The organism is Sphingobacterium bovisgrunnientis (genome assembly GCF_009829085.1).
Lineage (GTDB): Bacteria > Bacteroidota > Bacteroidia > Sphingobacteriales > Sphingobacteriaceae > Sphingobacterium > Sphingobacterium bovisgrunnientis.
This window is the reverse complement of the sequence record NZ_WUQY01000014.1, coordinates 1-23336: the sequence shown is the minus strand read 5'-3', so window position 1 is coordinate 23336 and position 23336 is coordinate 1. Positions and strand designations below refer to the sequence as shown.

The 23336-nt window shown below is 35.2% G+C and carries 20 protein-coding genes; 11 read left to right on the top strand and 9 right to left on the bottom strand.

Features of this window, described 5'->3' with window-relative positions; all coding sequences use genetic code 11:
• Positions 1 to 10 precede the first annotated feature (10 nt).
• The gene (locus GOQ16_RS08590; protein WP_160068906.1) at positions 11 to 1213 is read left to right on the top strand and encodes a multidrug effflux MFS transporter; all 1203 of its coding nucleotides are present in this window, start codon (positions 11 to 13) and stop codon (positions 1211 to 1213) included.
• A gap of 9 nt (positions 1214 to 1222) precedes the next feature.
• On the opposite strand, the gene aroQ is transcribed toward GOQ16_RS08590, so the two are convergent.
• Both aroQ and GOQ16_RS08580 read right to left on the bottom strand, forming a co-directional pair.
• Complete coding sequence (gene aroQ / locus GOQ16_RS08585; RefSeq protein ID WP_160068905.1) at positions 1223 to 1639, bottom strand: type II 3-dehydroquinate dehydratase; 417 nt, start codon at positions 1637 to 1639, stop codon at positions 1223 to 1225.
• A 36-nt stretch (positions 1640 to 1675) separates the two neighbouring features.
• On the bottom strand, positions 1676 to 3121 hold the full coding sequence (locus tag GOQ16_RS08580) for a gliding motility protein RemB (RefSeq protein ID WP_240140986.1): 1446 nt from the start codon (positions 3119 to 3121) through the stop codon (positions 1676 to 1678).
• Positions 3122 to 3703: 582 nt separating this feature from the next.
• On the opposite strand from GOQ16_RS08580, the gene murI reads away from it, so the two are divergent.
• A complete protein-coding gene (gene murI, locus GOQ16_RS08575) occupies positions 3704 to 4528 on the top strand; it encodes a glutamate racemase (RefSeq protein WP_160068903.1) in 825 nt (274 codons plus the stop codon).
• 27 nt (positions 4529 to 4555) lie between these two features.
• On the opposite strand, the gene GOQ16_RS08570 is transcribed toward murI, so the two are convergent.
• Both GOQ16_RS08570 and GOQ16_RS08565 read right to left on the bottom strand, forming a co-directional pair.
• Positions 4556 to 4972 (bottom strand): SufE family protein, encoded by a 417-nt coding sequence (locus GOQ16_RS08570; RefSeq protein WP_149914375.1) that lies wholly within the window; start codon positions 4970 to 4972, stop codon positions 4556 to 4558.
• 1 nt (position 4973) lies between these two features.
• On the bottom strand, positions 4974 to 6197 hold the full coding sequence (locus GOQ16_RS08565) for a SufS family cysteine desulfurase (protein WP_160068902.1): 1224 nt from the start codon (positions 6195 to 6197) through the stop codon (positions 4974 to 4976).
• Positions 6198 to 6373: 176 nt separating this feature from the next.
• Here GOQ16_RS08565 and GOQ16_RS08560 point away from each other — a divergent pair, with 176 nt between their 5' ends.
• The 5 genes from GOQ16_RS08560 (at position 6374) to GOQ16_RS08540 (ending at position 12493) form a co-directional block, all read left to right on the top strand.
• Complete coding sequence (locus tag GOQ16_RS08560) at positions 6374 to 7366, top strand: acyl-ACP desaturase (protein ID WP_160068901.1); 993 nt, start codon at positions 6374 to 6376, stop codon at positions 7364 to 7366.
• A gap of 343 nt (positions 7367 to 7709) precedes the next feature.
• Entirely contained in the window at positions 7710 to 9020 is a 1311-nt protein-coding gene (locus GOQ16_RS08555) for an NAD(P)/FAD-dependent oxidoreductase (RefSeq protein WP_149914373.1), read from the top strand.
• A gap of 101 nt (positions 9021 to 9121) precedes the next feature.
• Positions 9122 to 10783 carry a DNA polymerase/3'-5' exonuclease PolX gene (locus tag GOQ16_RS08550; protein ID WP_160068900.1) on the top strand — a complete coding sequence of 554 codons (1662 nt, stop codon included), beginning with the start codon at positions 9122 to 9124 and terminating at the stop codon, positions 10781 to 10783.
• A gap of 9 nt (positions 10784 to 10792) precedes the next feature.
• A complete protein-coding gene (locus tag GOQ16_RS08545; RefSeq protein ID WP_160068899.1) occupies positions 10793 to 11767 on the top strand; it encodes a 2-hydroxyacid dehydrogenase in 975 nt (324 codons plus the stop codon).
• Positions 11768 to 11785: 18 nt separating this feature from the next.
• On the top strand, positions 11786 to 12493 hold the full coding sequence (locus tag GOQ16_RS08540) for a 3-keto-disaccharide hydrolase (RefSeq protein ID WP_160068898.1): 708 nt from the start codon (positions 11786 to 11788) through the stop codon (positions 12491 to 12493).
• A 46-nt stretch (positions 12494 to 12539) separates the two neighbouring features.
• Here the strand turns inward: GOQ16_RS08540 and GOQ16_RS08535 are convergent, their stop codons facing one another.
• Complete coding sequence (locus tag GOQ16_RS08535) at positions 12540 to 14009, bottom strand: glycoside hydrolase family 130 protein (RefSeq protein ID WP_160068897.1); 1470 nt, start codon at positions 14007 to 14009, stop codon at positions 12540 to 12542.
• A gap of 183 nt (positions 14010 to 14192) precedes the next feature.
• Between GOQ16_RS08535 and GOQ16_RS08530 the strand changes: the two genes are divergently transcribed.
• Entirely contained in the window at positions 14193 to 14513 is a 321-nt protein-coding gene (locus GOQ16_RS08530; RefSeq protein ID WP_240140985.1) for a bleomycin resistance protein, read from the top strand.
• A gap of 4 nt (positions 14514 to 14517) precedes the next feature.
• On the opposite strand, the gene GOQ16_RS08525 is transcribed toward GOQ16_RS08530, so the two are convergent.
• The 4 genes from GOQ16_RS08525 to GOQ16_RS08510 form a co-directional block, all read right to left on the bottom strand.
• Complete coding sequence (locus tag GOQ16_RS08525; protein WP_160068895.1) at positions 14518 to 17052, bottom strand: TlpA family protein disulfide reductase; 2535 nt, start codon at positions 17050 to 17052, stop codon at positions 14518 to 14520.
• Between the two features lie 150 nt (positions 17053 to 17202).
• Positions 17203 to 18405, bottom strand: a complete 1203-nt coding sequence (gene fabV / locus GOQ16_RS08520) for an enoyl-ACP reductase FabV (protein WP_160068894.1) — start codon at positions 18403 to 18405, stop codon at positions 17203 to 17205.
• 213 nt (positions 18406 to 18618) lie between these two features.
• Positions 18619 to 19089 (bottom strand): Dps family protein, encoded by a 471-nt coding sequence (locus tag GOQ16_RS08515; RefSeq protein ID WP_160068893.1) that lies wholly within the window; start codon positions 19087 to 19089, stop codon positions 18619 to 18621.
• A 12-nt stretch (positions 19090 to 19101) separates the two neighbouring features.
• A complete protein-coding gene (locus GOQ16_RS08510) occupies positions 19102 to 20064 on the bottom strand; it encodes an aldo/keto reductase (RefSeq protein ID WP_160068892.1) in 963 nt (320 codons plus the stop codon).
• Between the two features lie 77 nt (positions 20065 to 20141).
• On the opposite strand from GOQ16_RS08510, the gene GOQ16_RS08505 reads away from it, so the two are divergent.
• Genes GOQ16_RS08505 through GOQ16_RS08495 form a run of 3 tightly spaced genes read left to right on the top strand, consistent with a single transcriptional unit; the run spans position 20142 to position 23093 of the window.
• Positions 20142 to 21899, top strand: a complete 1758-nt coding sequence (locus tag GOQ16_RS08505) for an RluA family pseudouridine synthase (protein ID WP_240140984.1) — start codon at positions 20142 to 20144, stop codon at positions 21897 to 21899.
• A 46-nt stretch (positions 21900 to 21945) separates the two neighbouring features.
• The gene (locus tag GOQ16_RS08500; RefSeq protein WP_160068891.1) at positions 21946 to 22518 is read left to right on the top strand and encodes a Crp/Fnr family transcriptional regulator; all 573 of its coding nucleotides are present in this window, start codon (positions 21946 to 21948) and stop codon (positions 22516 to 22518) included.
• Positions 22519 to 22526: 8 nt separating this feature from the next.
• Complete coding sequence (locus tag GOQ16_RS08495) at positions 22527 to 23093, top strand: pentapeptide repeat-containing protein (protein WP_160068890.1); 567 nt, start codon at positions 22527 to 22529, stop codon at positions 23091 to 23093.
• The last annotated feature ends 243 nt before the right edge of the window (positions 23094 to 23336 follow it).

Below are 23336 nucleotides of genomic sequence, written 5' to 3'. Positions count from 1 at the left end.
TTAAATTTTTATGAAGACAAATAGAAAAATTATTCTGCTCATCCTTGGGCTATTATCTGCTATCGGCCCATTTTCCATTGATATGTATCTTCCGGCTTTTGACACGATCGCTGGAGATTTTAATACAAACATTGAGAAAGTTCAATTATCACTTACATCTTTCTTCATAGGTATCGCAATAGGTCAATTAATCTATGGTCCCTTGTTGGACAAATACGGGCGTAAGAAACCGCTAATGGTTGGATTAGGCATCTACGTTGTCACATCTATTCTCTGTGTGTTCACTCCAGATGTCGATAGCCTAATTTTATTACGTTTCGCGCAAGCATTAGGATCTTGTGCGGGTATGGTTGCTTCACGCGCTATGGTGCAAGATTATTACCAAGGAAAAGAAGCTGCGCGCGTATTCAGTCTGTTGATGTTGGTTATCGCAATTTCGCCAATTCTCGCGCCTTCTGCTGGTGCTTTTTTGTTGGACTACTTCGATTGGCATTATATATTTATCGCTTTGTTCGCCATTGGATTTGTGATATTAATATCAACCATATTCATGCTCCCAGAAAGTTATGCTGGAAATAAAAACTTTTCTTTAGCACCAAAAGCAATCGTTTCCCAATATTTTCAGGTATTTACGAATCAAACATTTATATTTTATTGTCTAATCGCTTCCACAGCCTCAGCTGGACTTTATGCGTATTTAGCAGGATCTTCCTACGTATTGCAAGACTTGTATGGTCTTAGCAAAAAGGAATATGGATTGGCTTTTGCCTTTGTGGCTTCAGCACTAATCATATCTACGCAGTTGAATCGAGTATTTTTGAAAAAATGGTCTATGCAGCAAATCTGTGTTGTGGCAAATATCGGGCAAGTTCTTGTTGGATTATTGATGCTGGTAAGTTTATGGAACAATATGATTACATTCCCTGTAATCTTAGGATTAACATTTGGATACTTAATGTTTCAAGGATTTATATTCCCCAATGCCTCTGCTATGGCGATGGCTCCTTTCAGAATAAGTGCAGGAAGTGCTTCCGCATTATTGGGATTTTTGCAAATGGGTTTGGGTGCGCTGAGTTCAGGGTTGGTAAGTATATTTCATAATAATACGCCACAACCGATGCTCCTAGCAATGTGCATATGTGCGGTATTATCTTTGGTACTTCATATTGTAAAAAGAAATTTAAAAGATAACAAAAAAGAGGCTTTATTATAAGCCTCTTTTTTATTTTAAACTTTCGATTCCTAATCGATAACTATCTAAGCCAAAGCCTAATATTACGCCTTTACAATTCTTCGAAAGATATGAATGATGTCGAAAGACTTCACGTTGATGAACGTTTGAAATATGTACTTCCACGACAGGCGTTTTAATCGCTGCAATAGCATCTCCAATCGCTACAGAAGTATGTGTATAAGCACCAGCATTCAATACTATGCCATCAAAGTCAAATCCCACTTCATGTAATTTATCGATAATAGTGCCTTCTGAATTACTTTGAAAATACGACAAATCTACATCAGCGAAGCGTTCTTTCAAAGACTTAAAATATTCTTCAAAGGACTGATCACCATAGATACTTTTTTCACGAACACCTAATAGATTTAAATTAGGACCATTTAATACCAATATTTTCTTCATATTATAGATTAATGATTAAATATAGATATTCAGTTTTTAAATATCACCATAAAAATTGCGGAAACTCGAACGTAGTCCAAAATTGATTATTCCAGATTTTTGAGTAGCATCGCCCTCAATCTTTCTATACCGCTGTGTATAGCCCAACTCTAATCGTAAATTATACTTTGGATTTAATACATAAGACGCTCTTAAATCAGCAAAGTACAAATTGTTCTTCACACCTTGTCCAATTGAGTTACCATACATATTAGGTATTGTTTTATAAGATTGGAAAATATCCCCCCCCATGTTTGTTTCAGCATCTGGATCTGTGCCAAAAGTACTAACAATACCTTTTCCAGAAAATTCAAAACGATTCCAAGAATAATGAGCTGTACCTACAAACTCTTTAAAATTTGCACCACGTGGATGTGCTAATGGTTCTCCATTATTACTGTAATTTGAAATCGATGCAAAATGTTGATATGTATATGGTCGAACTAAATTGTATTCTGTCAAGAAATGTAAGTTACGAACCCCAAACATATCAAATCCTCTTACGCCAAACTGTGCCCCCCATTTATTATGCGCATAGCCATTTCCTGCAAAAAACTCTTTTGCTGTAAATTCACCTAACAAAAATTGTCCATAAGCAGTTACGTTATTAAGCACCTTATACTTAGCATTTAAACCTAAAAACATTTTATCTGGAGATGTACGGTTATTATTTTCTACTGGTCTAAAAATCACCCCAGGATTTAAATAATTAAAATCAAATCCTCTATGCCCAGCTTGATTGCGATTTGACCAAACAACTGATTGAAAAAATCCAACCGACAATCTATTAGTTGCATTATAATCAATAAATTGAAATGCCCCATATTTAATACCATCTCCAAATCTTCCACCTGAATTTAAGGAATCGATTCGTGGATTCATAGGGTCATTCATATAAGCCCATATTGAAGTGTATTGCACATTACCTATATCACCTGTAAACTTTAAATGTGTGTAATTAGATGAAAAATCCGATAACAGTAATGATCGATAACCATCACCAATATGGTTTTTATCAAATGCAGCAGTTACTTGAAAATAAGGACTAAAGTCATACGTTAAACTAGCGGTAGCATACATCCAATCTTTTATTTTCTTATTCCTGTCTTTTGATGACGATTGCCCAGGTACTACACCTGTCTCTGCAATATACTCATCAAGATATTTTGCAAATACAGCCTGATTTTCAAAAATCGCAGTATGAAAAGTAAATTTATCTTTGATTGTTAATCCCGCCTGCAAACCTCTTGTGTTCATCCATGTGGTACGCTTTTCTGGATCTACTACTTCAGAACCAATTTGAAAATCTGGTAAGAAATCTAAATAAAATGTGTGATCCTCTTTTTCAACATCTACCAAATGTTCATTAAACAATTTACGCATAATCCAATTTGATGATAAAGTTTGATTCGCGTTTTCTAAAGAATCCTTTCTATTCAACATTTCGTTTTTAAACAAGAATGGTTTAGAAGCAGTATGATATCTAGAATTTGTATTATACAATATATTATTGTATTTTTGAGATTGATCAAACGAATAAGTTTGATCAACAACTTGAGCATTAGAAAACAGCGAGTTACAAATAAAAATTAAACCAAAAAAATATTTTAAAACGGTATAAAAAAAAGTAGACCTCATATCAAATATAAAAAAATACAATAAAATACAATAATTATAAATTGAATAATGTATTTTAAAAGAAATATTTATACTTGAAAGCTAAATTCATGCCAAATTTGCAATGTAAATTACAGATATTGATAAACAACATACACATGTTATTGTAAATCATTCATTTTAATAATAATAATTTTTATAATTTTCGTCTAAAACGATTAGTTAAATACTATTATTTATAAACTATTAAAATTATCTTAGATGCTGAGGAATTAACAATCACAGAATAATAAGGCATGCTAACTAGGTGTATATTTAATCGATTTGGCAAATATTTATCAAAATCACATAAAGAAAAACCATCTTTGTAAAAGATTTGAATGAATCTGATCCGTATAATCATTTTATATGCAAACACAAGGACCGATTGGCATTTTTGATTCTGGCTATGGCGGATTAACCGTTTTTAAAGAGATTCACAATAAATTACCACAATACGACTATATCTATCTTGGCGACAACGCACGCGTGCCTTATGGTACACGTTCGTTCGAAACGGTTTATGAATTTACCAAAGAATGTGTTTTCAAGCTTTTTGATTTAGGATGCAACCTTGTTATCCTTGCCTGTAATACTGCTTCTGCAAAAGCATTACGAAGTATACAACAAAATGATTTGCCGGAAGGCAAAAAAGTATTGGGTGTGATTCGTCCGACGACAGAATCCATACATGAATACACAAATACTAATACTATAGGTATTTTAGCCACGCAAGGTACTGTCTTATCTCAATCCTATTTAATAGAAATCGAAAAGCTTCATCCGGAAATTCAAGTTTATCAACATCCTTGCCCATTTTGGGTTCCCTTAGTAGAAAATAACGAAATTAATAGCGAAGGAGCACATTATTTCATCCAAAAGGATATAAATGAATTATTAAGTCAGTCATCAAATATTGACACAATAGTATTGGCTTGTACGCACTACCCTATTCTGTATCCAATCATTCGAAAATACACACCAGACCATATTCAAATATTGGCACAAGGTGAATTAGTGGCTGATAGTTTAGTTGATTATCTAAATCGACATCCTGAAGTAAAACAAAAATGCAGTGAAGGAGGGAATTTAGAATTTTACACAACAGATAATCCAAAAGATTTTTCAGATAAAGCATATATATTTTTCGGAAAAAACCTTGAAGCTAAACATATCAAAGTAGATAAAAAATAAAGCGATCCATTGGAATCGCTTTATTTTTTATCTGTTCTGCAAGGCTATTGCATACAATTTCATTTGCTTAACCATCGACAAAAGGCCGTTAGCACGTGTCGGTGATAGATGCTCTTTCAATCCTATTTGATCAATGAAGTACAGATCTGCATCCGCTATTTCCTTAGGTGTGTGACCTGATAGAACCTTTACCATTAGACTCACTAAACCTTTGGTAATAATAGCATCAGAATCCGCTTTAAAAATAACTTTACCATCAACCAATTCTGGATACAACCATACTTTGGATTGACAACCTTTGATTATGAATTGATCTGTTTTATATTGCTCGTCTATTAAATCCACTTCCTTACCCAACTGGATGATGTATTCGTATTTCTCCATCCAATCGCCATAGAAAGCAAAATCTTCGATTAATTCGTCTTGTATTTCGTTTATTGTCATTTTACAAAAGCATATTTAATGCGCGTGTCAAACCCGCGATAAAATTATCCACATCTTCTTTGGTATTGTACACCGCCAAACTTGCACGTACTGTACCTGGAATCTGAAATTGATCCATAACAGGCTGTGCACAATGATGTCCCGTACGCACAGCTATACCCAATTTATCCAAAATCACACCAATGTCGTATGGATGCACGCCATCCACCACAAAAGATAGCACTGATGATTTCTTCGCGGCTTCACCTATGATTCTTACACCTGAAATATCTTTGATTTTCGCAGTGGCGTAGGCCAACAAATCGTCTTCGTAAGCTTTGATATTGTCAATACCTAATTCATTGATGTAATCAATCGCGGCAGCTAAACAAATTCCAGCTTCGATATTAGGTGTACCTGCTTCAAATTTGAAAGGCAATTCGTTATAAGTCGTCTTCTCAAAAGTTACATCCTTAATCATATCGCCACCACCTTGATACGGAGGCATAGCATTCAACAAGTCCTTTTTACCATAAAGCACACCTACGCCTGTTGGCGCATACATTTTGTGTCCTGAAAAAGCCAAAAAGTCTACATCCAACTCTTGAACATCGATCGCGATATGCTGAATTGCTTGTGCTGCATCTACAAAAACAGGCACATTTTTAGCGTGCGCTAAATCTATGATTTCCTTGATAGGGTTGATCGTACCAAGAGAATTCGAGACATACGTAACAGAAACCAACTTTGTCTTGTCAGACAACAAATTTTTATAAGTTTCTATATCCAACTCACCCTTTTCATTCATCGGAATGACACGTAACACAGCACCTTTTTCTTCGCAGAGCATTTGCCAAGGTACTATATTTGAGTGATGTTCCATCGCGGAAATGATGATTTCGTCACCTTCATGAATGAAAGCTTTACCATAACAGGAAGCTACCAAATTGATACTATCGGTTGTTCCTTTTGTGATGATTATTTCAAAATCTTCTTTTGCATTGATAAACTCTTGCACCTTGCGACGCGTCACCTCAAACGCATCAGTAGAAATCTGACTCAAATAATGTACACCACGATGCACATTTGAATTCATATCCGAATAATAATTCGTGATAGCATCAATGACAACTTTTGGTTTTTGTGTGGTCGCACCGTTATCCAAGTAAACCAATGGTTTACCATTAACCTCTCTTTTCAGAAGAGGAAAATCAGCACGTATTTTTTGTATATCGAAATTTTCCAATTTATAATCCAAATTTTCGTTACAAAGGTAATACATATCAAAGCAAAACACGTGGTTTAAATGTATTCTTTTAGTAAAAGATGCGCATGAAATGATGTTAATGTGCAGCAATACGCCTGAATTTTTTATTAATTTCCAAACACTATTTTAATTTTATACCTACCTTTGTAGTAATTATGCAAGAACAACCATTAAATATTCCAGAGGGATCTAGGAAAGAAGTAATGACTTATCTCGAGCCATTCATGCTCAACGAAATGAGTGAATACTTAAAGCCTGTCGAAGAAATGTGGCAACCAGCTGATTTTCTTCCAGATTCATCTAGAAGTACTTTCTTCGAAGAAGTTCGAGATTTACAAGAAAGTGCAAAAGAGCTTCCCTATGATTTAGTCGCAGTTTTAATTGGTGACACGATTACAGAAGAAGCATTACCTACCTATGAGTCTTGGTTGACTATGGTAGAAGACGTTGATAAAAATGAACAAGGTGGATGGATGAAGTGGGTACGTGCATGGACTGCAGAAGAAAACAGACACGGAGATTTATTGAACAAATATCTTTATTTATCGGGTAGAATCAATATGCGTGAATTCGAAATGAGTACGCAACATTTGATCGCTGATGGTTTTGATATTGGCACGGGTGCAGATCCCTATCGTAATTTTATTTACACTTCTTTCCAAGAGATTGCTACAAACGTTTCGCATAGACGTGTTGCAGGTATTTCCAAAAAAAGTGGCGATAAATTATTAGCAAAAATGTGTGGTGTTATCGCTGCAGATGAGGCACGTCACGCCAAAGCATACATGTCATTTATCTCAAAAGCATTTGAAGTCGATCCTAGCGAAGTAATGTTGGCTTTTGAAGATATGATGCGCAAGAAAATTGTTATGCCAGCTCACTTTTTGAGACAATCTGGCGAAGCAAAAGGTGGTACTTTTGCCCATTTCTCAGATGCTGCGCAACGTTTGAATGTGTATACGGCTATAGATTATGTCGATATTTTGAAAGAATTAATCGCTGATTGGAAAATTGATCAAGTATCGGGACTTAATGAACAAGGCGAAAAGGCACGTGATTATCTCATGAAACTGCCAGATCGTTTGCTTCGTTTAGCTGACAGAATCAAAGTTCCTGAACTGGAATACAAATTCAAATGGATTTACTAAAATTGAATTTCTAAAGGATATTGAAACGCTCTAGCTATAGAGCGTTTTTTATTTTGTTACAACTTCCAAAGCACTTCAACACAAGCGTAAAAAATAAATAAATTACAACAAATATAGATTTCAACAGTTAAACTATTGAAGATTTACTGTGTCCTAATATAGAATGTGTATAAATTACACTAAGATAACATTGTATATACAACCAAAAATGGCTTTATAATACTATTTTAGTACATTTTACATAATTTACACCACAAACTATTAATAAAATAATATTGAAATATCTTATTTTTTTAGGATATTTGTATTTCAAATTTTACAGAAAAACAAACAAACTAGCGATATGTTATTAAATCGTTCTGAACGTTCTTTCCCGCGCATTATCATAATTGGTGGTGGATTTGGTGGTGTCGAAGTAGCAAGAAAATTAAAAGATAAAGAAGTAGAAGTTTTATTAATCGATCGTAACAACTTCCACACATTCCAACCTTTGATGTACCAAGTCGCAACAGGTACACTTGCAGCGGATTCCATCTCCTTTCCTATTCGCAAGATGTTTAAAAATCAAGAGAATTTTAAATTTCGCCTAGCGGATGTATTGCACATTGATAAAGACAAGAAGGAAGTTCATACCTCTGTAGGAACATATGATTACGACTATTTAGTAATCGCTTCAGGAGCAACAAGTAACTTTTTTGGAAATCAAGAAGTAGAGAAAAACTCACTTCCGATGAAAAGTATTCAAGAAGCTTTGAATATCAGAAGCTATGTGTTGCAAAACCTAGAAAAAGCAGTCTTGTTGAAAAACGCTTCAGATCGTGCTCCATATTTGAATTTTGTGATTGTAGGTGGTGGTCCAACAGGTGTTGAATTATCTGGTGCTATCGCTGAAATTCAACTTCACGTGTTGAAAAAAGATTATCCTGAATTATCAGTAAACGAAATGAAAGTTTACTTGGTTGAAGGTACAAGTAAAATATTAGGTGCCCTTTCGGAAAAATCATCTCGAGATTCTGAGAGATATTTAAAGGAATTGGGTGTGACTGTATTGACTGACACGCAAGTTACGGGTTACGATGGAGATACGATTACATTTAATAATGGACAAAGTATCACTACAAAAACCGTGATTTGGGGTGCTGGTGTGAAAGGTCAATTTCCAGGCGGTATTGATGCTTCGATCATCGAAAGAGGTAACCGCATCCGTACAAATGGTCAATGTCAGGTAGAAAACATGGATGGCGTGTATGCTATTGGTGACGTAGCGGCTATGATTACTGATGAAACGCCACGAGGGCTTCCTGGTGTAGCTCCAGCAGCGCAGCAACAAGGTACATATGTAGCCAAACATATCATCAACATTCTTTCGAATAAACCAAATACAGAAGATTTCAAATATTTTGACAAAGGTTCGATGGCGACTATTGGTCGTAACAGAGCTGTTGTTGATTTAGGAAAACTCCACATGAATGGCTTTATTGCTTGGATGACGTGGATGTTTGTACACTTAATGTCTATATTCGGCTTCCGAAATAAACTAGTTACATTTGTCAACTGGACAATTAAGTTTATGACTAAAAACTCTGGTGTACGTCTTATCGTAGATAAATACGAAAGACCTGCAGATAAAGAAAAAGCACAGATACAAGCGTAATTTTGATCCTATATTAAATCAAACAATAAGTACAAATGTCGGTAATGAAAATTGCCGACATTTTTTTATTTAGTACTTTTGATAATAAAACAATACTTACTATGGATAATAAAACGATCGCACGCGCATTCAAATTTTGTGGACAATTGATGGAACTTTATAACGAAAATCCATTTCGGACAAAAGCAATGGCTAGTGCTTCGTTCAAAATAGATAAACTCCCCTTCTCTGCGGCTACAGCTTCGCTTGAAGAACTGAGTACGCAACAAGGAATTGGGAAAAGCACAGCTGAAAAAATCAAGCAAGTCATTACTTCGGGATCTTTTCCAGAGTTAGATGAGCTCATTTCCAAAACGCCAGCAGGCATATTGGAAATGCTTAAAATTAAAGGTCTTGGTCCCAAGAAAATTCAAATTATTTGGAATGATTTAGAAATTGAATCTGTTGGTGAATTGTATTATGCGTGCAATGAAAATAGATTAATCGAAGCCAAAGGATTTGGGTTAAAAACACAAGAAGACATTAAAAAATCCATAGAATTTGCGATGGACAATCAAGGATGGTTCTTGTATGCTAAAATCTTACCTTTTGCAGAGAAAACTTTCGCTTCGCTAAAAGCAAATTTGTCAGGATTTGATTTGAGCTTTACAGGCGAGTTCCGCCGAAAATGTGAAGTTTTGCAACGTGTTGAATTAATCACAAATGCACCTTTGTCTACTCTTGAAAAAGCCATTATAGACTTAAAATTTGAATCACAGATTGAAATTAAAGACAATACCATTTCTTTTGTGGATGAAAATGCTTGCCCATTTTTAGTATTTTCCGCAGCTGATAACTTCGCGCAAGAATTACTTTTAACGACAGGCTCCCCTGAGCATATCTCACTTCTAAAAGAGATTGCTTCAGAAATACCAAATGGGGCTGATGAAAAATCTATTTATGAAAGCTTAGAATTGGCGTATATCGAACCTGAACTTCGTGAAGGATTAGATGAGGTATCGTTAGCAAAGTCGAATACCTTACCTCAACTTATTACTTTTGAAGATCTGAAAGGTACGTTGCATAATCACTCTACCTATTCCGATGGTGTACATACTTTAGCTGAGATGGCCCGCTATTGCAAAGAAGAGTTGGGCTTGGAATATTTGGGAATTTGTGATCACTCCAAAACAGCAGTGTATGCCAATGGTTTGCCGATAGAACGATTAGAACAGCAGTGGGCTGAAATAGATGCTTTGAATCAAAAAATGGCTCCATTCAAAATATTTAAAGGTATTGAGTCTGATATTCTTTCTGATGGATCTTTGGATTATTCAGACGATATTTTAGCAAAATTTGACTTTGTGGTTGCGTCTGTACATAGCAATTTAAAAATGGACGAAGCAAAAGCTACAGCACGTTTGCTAAAAGCTATTGAAAATCCCTATACGACTATTTTAGGACACCCAACCGGAAGATTATTGCTTTCGAGAGCTGGTTATCCATTGGATTTCAAAAAAATCATAGATGCTTGTGCAGCAAATAATGTCGTAATTGAGATTAATGCAAATCCTTTACGTTTGGATTTGGATTGGAGATGGCATCGTTACGCTTTAGAAAAAGGTGTATTATTATCAATTAATCCAGATGCGCACCGTACAGAAGGTCTTTTGGATATGCATTATGGTGTATTTGTAGGACGCAAAGGTGGACTATACGAAGATAAATGTTTGAATGCATTTTCGTTAGAGCAAATAACGGCATATTTCAATAGTAAAAAATAACATAAGATCATGAAAGTATATATATCACGTAATATTCCATCGGATGCGATTGAAGTTTTGAAAGAATATGGTCTTGAAGTTGCGATTAACTCAGAAAATAAAAAGCTTACGCAGCAAGAGCTAATTGATGCCTGCCAAAATGCTGATTTGCTCTTAAACGTTGGCCATGCGGACTTAGATAAATATTTTTTAGAATCGTGCAAACAATTAAGAGGAATTGCATTGGCAAGTGTAGGTTACGACCATGTGGATTTAGAAACGGCAACGGCATTAAGAATTCCGGTTTCCAATACCCCAGATGTGTTGAGTGGAGCAACTGCTGATGTTGCATTTTTATTGATGTTAGCCGTATCCAGAAAAGCATTTTATCGCGCGAATGAAGTGCGTGAAGGAAAATGGAAAGATTTTGAATTTATGCAAGATTTGGGAATCGAGCTAAATGGAAAAACATTAGGAATTTATGGTTTAGGACGAATTGGGTTAGAATTAGCTAAGAAAGCAAAAGCGGCCTACAATATGAATATTATTTATTACAACCGCAGCCGAAACTTAGACGCAGAACAAACTGTGGATGCCAAATATGTGAACTTTGATGATTTACTGACGCAGTCTGATGTGATTTCTGCGCATACCAATCTTTCTACGGAGACGCAATATCGCTTTAATAAAGATGCTTTTCAACGCATGAAAAAAACAGCAATCTTTATCAATACAGCGCGCGGAAAAGTACATCAAGAACAGGACTTATTACAAGCTTTACAACAAGGCGAAATTTGGGGTGCAGGACTAGATGTCACCGATCCCGAACCGATGTCCCCAAACAATCCGCTAATGCAATTGCCGAATGTCTGTGTCCTACCGCATATTGGCTCTGCAACAATAGAGACACGTACGCAAATGGCTATTATGGCCGCCAACAATCTTATCGCAGCTAAAAATGGAAATAAAATGATGCAAATTGTTAATAAAGAAGTATATTCATAAGACTCAATCTTAAACTTTATGAAATACATCACCAACCTGCTGCTCTTTTCAGCGATTTTTTACAGTTGCTCATCGCAGACGGAACCCAATACCCTTTCTGAAGAAGAACAAAAAGAAGGATGGAAACTTTTGTTTAATGGAAAAAATTTAGAAGGTTGGCATTTGTATAATAATCGTCTACCAACATCGCCTTGGGTTGTCGCAAATGGATACATCTATTGTGACCCTAATAGTGAAGCGGATAGAATTGATTTGGTTACGAATGAAGAATATGAAAACTACGAATTAAAGTTTGAATGGAAATTAGAAAAAGAAGGTAATAGTGGTGTATTTATTAACGTAAAAGAAGAAACATCAATTGCACAAACTTATTTCTCTGGACCAGAATATCAGCTTTTGGAAGATTCGCATATGGATTTTGACCTTCCATTTAAGAAGTCTGGCTGTTTATATAATTTTACGCCACAATTAAACTCCGCACGTACTAAAATCCAAGGAAATTGGAACGAGTCACGAATTACCCAAAAAGATGGCAAAATAGAATTTTACTTGAATGGACAACAAACAGCAAAAATGGATTTCAACACGCAAGAATGGAAAACATTAGTTTCAAAATCCAATTTTAAAGATTACCCGCATTTCGGAAAATACACAAAAGGGCATCTTGCACTTCAAGATTGGTCACGTGGTGTTTCTTTTCGAAGTATTAAGATTCGCGAATTATAAACATATAGCGGAGAATTATGCCTCCGCTATATGTTTTATCCAAATATTATGGATTTCGCAATAATTCCTCTAAAAGATCATCCAAATTAATTGTAGCATAGGTCGAAGAATGATCGGACATCGCATAAGGGATAATTAAATGTCCGTTATGTACTATTTGACCACATGAATAAACTACATTCGGCACATAGCCCTCTCTTTCCTCTTGATTCGGATACAATAATGGCTCATGTAACCTACCAATAATCTTCGTGGGATCTTCTAAATCCAACAAACTCACACCAATACTGTATTGTCTCATAGGACCTACACTATGTGTCAACACAAGCCAACCATATTTCGTTTCAATCGGTGAACCACAATTGCCTATCTGAATAAACTCCCAATGGTATTGCGGTTCCCGCAATAGAAAAACTTCATTGTGCCAGTTAATCATGTCTTCGGAAAAAGCAATGTAATTGTTCTCCCCATCTACACGGCATAGCATTGCATACTTCCCATTAATCTTCCTTGGGAAGACTGCGGCTCCCTTATTTGCGATTTTGCCATTAATGGGCTGCACTTTGAAGGTGATGAAATCTTTCGTCGATAACAATTTTGGCATAATACTCAATCCATCGTAAGCCGTATAAGTGGCAAAATAGGTAGAATTACCATTTTCGTGATCAAACTTCAAAAATCGCGCATCCTCTATCCCATTTTTCTCGGTATCTGAAATTGGAAAAATTACCCTTTCTGAAATGGATGTGTCCAAGGAATAAGTGATTTGATAATGAGATGAAGCCAACCAAAGAATGTGATTTAAGAATTGATTATAAATCGCATTATCACCATATTCTGCCATCAGTTCACGAATAAACCGTCTTAATTCTTCATAGACAAATTTTTCGGGGAACTTTTGAAGTACAATATTGTGAAATTCTTCATCTACAGCATCTATATTGGACAACTTTTCGAAAAAATCCTTTTTAAAATATTCGTGATTTTTGAATTGCTTTGGCTTCTCGAGTAAACGTCCAACCTCATCCAAATGAATATCTAAGTTTTCATCAATTATTCCTGAACGGAAAACCAACGAAGATACATGTCCTTCTCCTGTAGCTCTAAAACTTAGTATTATTCGCTTTTGACCAGCCTCCAATTGCGTTTGGTCAGGAGATTCAACGATAGAAGGATTGAAAAATGCAGCTGATTCTATGGAATATTCCATCGTAAAATATGCGCCGATAAGCAATTTTTGACGATGGCTATACGAATAATTTAGTATTTCATCCCCCAATGGCGATTCCATACAACGCTTAAAATTGCGTTCCCAAATATCAACAACGCTACGATGTCGACTCGAGAAATTTCGTAGAAGCTGATTTAATGCGATGTCAGTCTCTGATTTAGTCAGCGAAAGCACACGTTTTATTACCTTAACTTTACGTTCATCATTGATATTAAAATACCTTGCGAGTACACGACTAGAGTCTGGCCTAAAGTAAATATTCTTGCGTATTAATCTAATCCCCATAATTACTATTTTTCATTTTTTTATAACATTCAAAATGAGGTTTTGTTAGAAACAAAACTCAAATTCCATCAGAATTTTTATTTAAAAACTATAAGGTAGATTTTTATATATTTAAGTACTGAAGTGATTATAGTAACGTTTAAAAAAAATAGTATGTTGACTGCTATTAACCCAAAGTTACCCATGCGGAACAAAGAGGCTACAAAAGAATTCTATATTGTGAAATTAGGGTTTACGGAAATTGCTGATTATGGAGATTATATAATATTGAAGAAAGACAGTATAGAAATACATTTCTTTTTATTCAAAGATCTAGATCCATTGAACAATTATGGTCAAGTCTATATTCGTACTAACGAAATTCAAAAACTTTATCAAGCATTGTTAGGGCTTCAAATACCAATTCATCCCAATGGTCTTCTTGAAACAAAACCATGGGGACAAATTGAATTTTCATTGCTTGACCCGGTCTACAACTTACTCACTTTTGGGCAAGGATTATAAAGTCTTATTCTAACAATTTTTCTATTTCCTTTACTAAAGCGCCTAAATTACTAGGTCTCGGAGCTTGGTTATTTACCAAACTTCCTCCTTTGTCGAATAACATATAAGTTGGAAATCCATTAATCTCTAATCTTCTTTCAACCATAGCTTGTTGTTCCGATGGCAGATTATAATGTATAACATTTGCACCTTCAAGATTTTTGGCTTTAATAAAATTTTCCCATGCTGCTTTCGGTGTACTATTTGCCATATAGATAAATACGACATCCTTATCCGCCACAGCCATTTTCGCTGCTGGGGCATTTTCCATTTCTGCCACACAAGGACCACACCAAGTACCCCAGAAATCCATATACACCACTTTGCCTTTGTGGGGAGCCAAGATCTCTGCAATTATCTTGTCCGCATCTTTTGCTTCTTTCAGATGATCTGTGTTTTTGAGATTATCTGCATATTTAAGTTCACCAGAAGCTATTTTTTTCAATTTTTCGTTCTCTAGAACAATTTGTGATTTTAAAAATTGATTACTAATAGATTTGGTCAAGTCTTCCAAATTTTTATCTGATAATGGAATTGGTCTATTTTTGAATAAACTTAGTATATTCTCTGACAAAAACAGATTCTTAACAACTTCCGGCGCAATATTTTCATATGCTTCTATATGACGCACAACTTGAAATTCTTGTGAAATTGCATTGTCAATTAATTCACTAGATTCGGCAACCAAACTAGAATATCGCTTTACAATAGATGAGTCTTGCTTAGTAAAATTACTAAACTCAATGGAATCTTGATCAGATATCGTGTTTAAAATTTTTCTCAGATTGAGAGCTGCATATTTCTTCAATTCTGCATCAGCTTCTATATCGCCGTTATTGATTAATTTTACAACAATTTCATCATGATAAAGAACGTCATTACCCATATCCAAAAATCTGCTCTGATAATTCAAATAATCTCTTAAAAAAATCTGATTATCGCGTATAAGACTTATTGGCACAACATTGTGATCGAAGAAATTCTCTTTGATTATATTCATGTATTTTTCAGAAAACTTTTCTTTTGTCTGATAATTCAATTGAAACTTTTTCTGCATCAAGTCACTAGCTATAGTATAATCGGTTTCCTTATTGATAAAGTACTTCGTACGATTAGACAAATTGGCTTGATTCAAAAAATCTAGATTTATCTTTCTTAAACTATCCAATTGAGCTAATTTAAGATTTAAAAATAAAGTATCTTTTAAAGTCCGCTCATGATTTTTTCTAGCTTGCCAAGCTTCACTCGTCTTTGGATAAATATTATATCTAGATGTGTAATCCTCATATTTTACTAACTCATTATGAAAACGTGCATTCTTTCCTTGAAAAATAGTCTCACCTGTAGACAAATCTTTGTATAAAAAGTATTTTTCGCCAGGAGTTAAAACATCTGTAATATTTGACCTTCTCCAATCGATAAACACTTGTGAAGTATTATACAATGGAACCTTTACTGTAAAAAAGCCGTACTCATCTACATCGCCATAAAAATTTTCAGCCTCACCATTTAACCAATTATTCACGCCAACTGAAAATGGATCTGTTGAATTATTATTACGGATATATCCAGAAATGATAGCCGTATCTAATTTTGAAAACTTTGAGTCATAGAAAGAAGATGTATCTTTTCCTGAATAACTTGGCAGGAATTTGTCGACTTTAGTATAAGTTACTTTGTCGATTATAATTTTCTTATCTTCAACTTTTATATGTATTGGTTTATATTTCTTCTTATCAAAGAAAGTTACTTTAAAACCATCTACCCTTTTTTCAACAGTATTATAAAAAGCTGTTTGCCCTTCTATCAATGCAAATTCTTCAAAAAATCCGTATTTCCAATCATTAGACTTGGAGTCATAATAATTGCCGATGAAATCATATACTGCAGGAAATGGTCCTTCTTTTGAATAAAAATGGGGTTTCATATCGTACACCATTTTTAACGAATTCTTGTTTGGTGATAGGTATAATAATCGCTTAATACCATTGTGCTCCACCAATGCGCGGTATTCATTATTGAGTTTATATTTACCAAACCATCTTATATTCCATATATCACTTCCTATTTGCAAAGAGTTACTTTCAAAAACCAGTTTCTGTTTAAGATCTTTGCTGTTCAACCAATTGTTTTTTGTAAGGGATGATTCTTCAATCTTCATATAGTCTATATCTGGATTGCGATCAAACTGAGTACATAAAATGGTATCTTTACGTGTACTAATTTTCACGTTTCGTTGTGGACCAACATTTTCTAGAAACTCATAAACGATATTATTTGGAGCATCCAATACCAATAAAATCTTACCATCAATCTTTTCCACTGATTTTACTTTATAAATTTGATAGAAACTTTCAATATAATCTTCCCAAATTTCGAACCCATTCCAATCACCAGGTTTATCCACTTTGAATTGCCAGTATCCTTGTAAATCTTTTGGAATTTGCGCATTTATTTGATGACTTAAGAACACAAATACGAGTAACAGAAGTTTTCTCATAATATAAAATTGATTAGTATATTAAATATAGGAAAAAATTTCCCCGTAACACTAATCATACTAGGTATTTAACAGCATGTTAACATATTAAAACACAAAAGGTCAATAACAATATGTTACTGACCTTTTGCAAATAATTTATTATCGAAATTATCCTTCGATACTTGGTACGTTAACCACTTCTTTTGAATCTGCTTCGTAGTTTACTTCAGGGAAGTTGAAACCGAACAAGTGGAAAAACTCATCACGGTAACCTTTAATATCTGAAATTTCTTCCAGATTTTCGGTAGTCGTCTGCGCCCACAATTTAGCCACTTCTTCTTGTACGTCTTCGCGCATTTCCCAATCGTCCACACGGATACGACCTTTTTCATCTACAGCAACTTCGCCATCCGCAGTGTACAAACGCTCCGCAAACAAACGTTGCATTTGCTCGATTGTACCTTCGTGAATACCTTTTTCTTTCATCACTTTATACAACAATGAAATATACAATGGAACAACTGGAATAGCGGATGAAGATTGCGTAACCAATGCCTTGTTAACAGACACATAAGATACACCATTAAGATCAGCTAAAAGATCATTCAATGCAGGAACAGTACCTTCCAAATCATCTTTTGCACGACCAATCGTACCATTACGGTAGATTGGGTATGTCAATTCAGGGCCAATATACGAGTAAGCGACAGTTTTAACACCTTCAGCTAATACGCCAGCAGCTTTCAATTCTTCGATCCAGAATTTCCAATCTTCACCACCCATTACCGCTACTGTATTTGCGATATCTTCATCATTCTCAATTGGATTAATGGTTATATCAGATACAACACCCGAGTGGAAATCTACTGTTTTATCCGTAAATGGCACACCAATAGGCTTCAAAACTGAAGCATGAGCTACACCAGTTTTAGGATGCGTACGACGTGGAGATGCTAATGAATACACTACTAAATCCACCTGTCCTAAATCTTGTTTTATCAATTCGATAGTTTTCGCTTTCACATCGTCTGAGAATGCGTCACCATTGATACTTTTTGCATAAAGACCTGCAGCATGTGCTTCATTTTCGAAAGCAGCAGAATTGTACCATCCTGCAGTACCAGGTTTGCCTGGAGCAGCTGGTTTTTCGAAAAATACACCAATTGTCGCTGCATCAGATCCGAAAGCCGCTGAAATACGCGATGCCAAACCGAAGCCTGTAGAGGCGCCAATTACTAGCACTTTCTTAGGTCCATTAGCAATTTTTCCTTTTGATTTTACATACTCGATTTGGTTTTTGATATTTTGCGCCGTTCCTTCTGGATGTGACGTCAAACATATAAAACCTCTTACACGTGGTTGAATAATCATATTATATTGTTGTAAGGTTATTTACAAATTAATGAAGCTACAAATTAACGGAATTTTTGGGGGAAAATTGCTATTTAAATTAAACACCCAAAAGCAAAACCAGAATTTTAATTATAGGAATTCTATTACTGTTTATTAATGATGAAGCAAAAATCTCATAAAACCAAAACGAGCTAGAATGATTTTGTAGCTCGTTTTAATTGATTGTCTCTTCTATTGTAAATGCGCTCTTAGCATCCAAGCTGTTTTTTCATGCGCTTCCATAATGCCGACTAAGAAATCTTCCGTTCCAGCATCACCATGCTTTTCAACTGTTTCTATGTTTCCGCGAATAGAAATGATGACGCTTTCGAAATCATTCAATAATGCTTTAATATAGCTTTGACTATTATTTTTAGCTGGTTTTTCTTCCGAAAGTTGGGTTAACTCCAAAAACTCTTTTAAAGAACCTACTGCATAATGTCCGATGGCACGCACACGTTCTGCTATCTCATCGATAGTTTCAGCCAAAGCATCATAAATAGTTTCGAAAAACAAATGCTGCGCATGAAAATCTGGACCTACCACATTCCAATGTGCATTTCTAGCTTTTGTATATAACACGTTATGATCCGCTAACAATTTATTTAAAATCTCTGCAACAGCTGCAGTATCCTTCTCTTTTATTCCAATATTTGTTTTCATAATGTATATTTTTTAATATGTACTTGCTTCATTTAATTTTTGAATATCTTCATCAGCCAATTTTATATAGAGCGCATCAACAAAGGCATCTGTATGCTCAAACTTCGTCGCACTAGCAATTGGTGCTGTGATAGATGGTTGAGCCAATAACCAAGCCAAAGCAATAGCCGAAGGGGAAACATTATATTGTTCGGCAAGTTCCTGTTGTGCCGCAACAATTCTTCTTCCACGTTCATTCCAATATTTGTCTTGAATTCCCTTCCCGCGAACAGATTGGTTGAAGTCTTCTTTGGACTGATATTTCCCACTCAAAAATCCGCTCGCCAATGAATAATATGGAATAACAGCTATCTGTTTTTCCAATGCTAATTTCTGGTAAAGATTTTCAAACTTCGATCTATCAAATAAATTGTATTCAGGTTGCAAAGAAATGTAACTTGGCAAATTTTTGTACTTAGCGATATCCAAACTTTCGACAAATCTTTCTGGATTAATATTCGAAGCACCTATATAACGCACCTTGCCTTCCTTGATTAAATCCTCATATGCACGCAGAGTCTCTTCAATAGGCGTCACCTCGTCATCATAGTGCGTTTGGTATACATCGATATAGTCAGTTTGGAAACGACGAAGCGAATGTTCCACTTGCTCTTTGATATAAGCACCTTGCACGTTGAATTTTGATTCATAACCAAATCTTCCACCAACTTTTGTCATCAGAACGACTTTGTCACGACCTCCTTTTTTCGAGAGCCAATTTCCAATAATGGCTTCAGACTCCCCTCCCGTGTTACCTTTTACCCAATGGGAATAATTATTGGACGTATCAATCGCATTAAAACCATTGTCAATAAAATCATCCAGAATTTCAAAAGATTGTTGCTCATCTAATGTCCATCCAAATACATTTCCACCAAAAATTAAAGGGATTATTTGTAAGTCTGATTGTCCAAATTGTACTTTCTCAAATGCCATAAGTAGTTGCTTTAATAGCTCTAATTTAGCCATTATCATACCCAAAATGCAATACTTCAAGACATAAAATTGTCATAATGAAAAGCCCATTTTCAATAGTTCAGCAATGGATTTTTCTTAGTAATTTTGTGGTTCAACAAATGACAATAATGGCTTCGAGCACTTCATTTTTACATACATTCCGACGAGATATTACTTCCATTGCAAAACCCGAAAAATTCACATTCCCTTTTTGCTACGAACCGCATCCGCTTAGCGTCATTGCCGCTGAGGAAGTTCAGCAGTATTTAGAGACGCAGCAAGACTTTGACCACAATTTTGGATTGAATGATGGTCAAGAAGGGTTAGTAATTGGTAAAATGTTTGGCGTTTTGGTTGTGGAGGACAAAGAAGGAAAATTGAATTACCTCGCGGCTTGTTCCGGAAAACTTGCCGGCACAAATCAACACCGCTATTTTATTCCGCCGATTTTTGATATGCTCGATCCGGAAGGATTTTTCTTACTCGAAGAAGCAACTATCAATGCGTTAAATCGGGAAATTGAAAAATTGGAGAGAAATCCAAAGATTGCAGAATTGAAACGGCAAGCCGAACTTTGCAAAAAGCAAAATGAGCAAGATCTTGCGGAAGCACGCGCCTTACACAAAAGGAATAAAGCCGAACGTAAATCCATTCGTACTGCACAAAAAGAAGTGTTAGAGGCAGATGAATATCAAAAATTAGAGCAAGATTTAATCAAGCAAAGTTACCGTGACCAGCACGAATACGATGTATTGAAAATCACATGCAAAAATAGATTAGCTGCTATAGAAAATGAGCTAAATCTGTTAATTCAAGAGATAGAAGAAAAGAAAGAAAGTAGAAAATCTAAATCATCAAATCTGCAAAATAGATTGTTTGATCAATACCACTTCTTAAATGCTAAAGGTGAAACACGTGCGGTGTTAGATATTTTTGAAGAAGCTATAAAAATGTTGCCACCTGCCGGCGCAGGCGAATGTGCCGCGCCTAAATTATTGCAGTATGCTTATCTCCATAATCTAAAACCTATTTGTTTAGCAGAATTTTGGTGGGGCGCTCCTCCGGGTTCAGAGGTTCGTAAGCACAAATATTTCTACCCTTCTTGCCGCGGTAAATGTGAACCAATCTTGGGACATATGCTACAAGGATTGGACGTTGATCCGAATCCAATGTTAGAAAATCAAGCCTCTAATGTCGATATCGAAATTATTTACGAAGATGACGATATTATTGTGGTAAACAAGCCCGCAGAGTTTCTATCTGTTCCAGGAATAAATGTCCAAGATAGTGTACAAACACGTATTCTGACAAGAAATCCAGAAATAACAGGTCCCGTCATCATCCACAGATTGGATATGTCGACTTCGGGAATTTTGGTTATTGCAAAAAATAAGGAAGCACATCAATTCATACAAGATCAGTTTATACAGCATACCATTCAAAAGCGTTATACGGCTTTATTAGATGGTATTATTACACAAGAAGAAGGACTAATTGATTTGCCTTTGCGTGTTGATTTGGAAGACAGGCCGCGGCAAGTTGTTTGCTACGAGTACGGAAAACCTGCCCAAACAAAATTCAACGTCGTAGCAATTGAAAATGGTAAAACACGAATTCACTATTTTCCACTTACCGGAAGAACACATCAATTGCGAGTGCACTCCGCGCACAGTAAAGGATTGAATACGCCGATTGTAGGTGATGATTTGTATGGAAAAAGAGCCGATAGATTACATCTTCACGCAGGGTACATTCAATTTGTACATCCTACGACAAAGCAAATAATTGAATTTGAAGTAGCAGACCCGTTTTAATTTATAGGATTTTTCCTAAATTGTAAAGGAATTATTTTAAACTAAAATGGAAATCCTCAAACAAGTCTACCAACATCCGCTATTTGTAGCATCAGATTTTGAGTTAATTGCACAAGCACATCAAAAAATCACAGCCCATAAGGGAGAATTGTTACTCTCAAAAGGAAAAATCCAAGATGAATATTATATCATTGAGTCGGGATTAGTTCGTGCTTATTTGTACGATTATGAAGGCAATGAAATCACAACAGACTTTAAAGGAAATAATGAAGTTGTAATTGATGTAGCATCAATTTTCCCAAGAGTGCCCTCCCAAGAATACATTCAATGTTTGACGGATTGCAGTTTATACAAGATTAGTTATGACGATTTTCAAGAATTGTTTCACAAAATACCCGCTATGCGCGAATGGGGGCGCGCTTGGATGTCTTATGAATTATATTTGAGCAAAAAACGAGCAATAGAAATTATCACCGAGCCTGCTTCCAAACGGTATTTGCAATTGATTCAAGAGAAACCACAGATCATCAAACAAGCACCATTAAAACATATTGCAACTTATCTAGGGATTACAGACACTTCATTGAGCCGTATTCGCAAAGAAGTGGCTTATTTATAAATTTTTGAATGAACTTAATAGAAGATAAAACCTTTCAGAAAATAGACTTTCAAAAAGAAAGCATTGAAATTGCAGAATATGAATATTGCCGATTTGAACACTGCAATTTTGAAGCTACAGTATTAAACGGAATAAAATTCATTGACTGCACTTTTGAGAATTGTAACTTAAGTTTAGCTAAAATTGAAAACACAATGTTTCAAGATTGCAAGTTTACGCACTGCAAAATATTGGGTTTACAATTTCATACAGCAAATCTTTTCAATATTGGTTTTTCATTTGAAGAAAGTATACTCGACCATTGTTCTTTTGCAGGATTGAAAATTAATAAAACAAAATTCAAATCTTGTCGAATGCAGGAAGTAGATTTTGAAAGTACGCTATTAAAAGAAGCAATTTTTGACAATTGCGATTTGCAGCGTGCAACTTTCTATCAAAGTAATTTGGAGAAAGCTGATTTTTCAACGGCATATAATTTCCAACTTGATACCGAAGCAAATCGTGTCGCTGGCGCAAAATTTTCCATACAAAGTCTTCCTAATCTGTTGACAAAATATAAATTACGTATCACTTGATGAAGCTTCTAATATTTTTACCGATTTTCTGTTTTATGCTTACAAATTGCCATACACCTACATCCAATTCTCAGGAAGAAGACCGCATCCAAACTGCTCTAAACCAAAAAGGTAAACTTGTGCAAGAAAATCTTAAAACTCACCAGTTGGATAGTACAGATTTAAATAACCCGTTGTGCATTATGATTTAGGGATAAAAAAGGAGAAATAAGTTGCTCATTGCGCTGATAATCAGTAAATTGT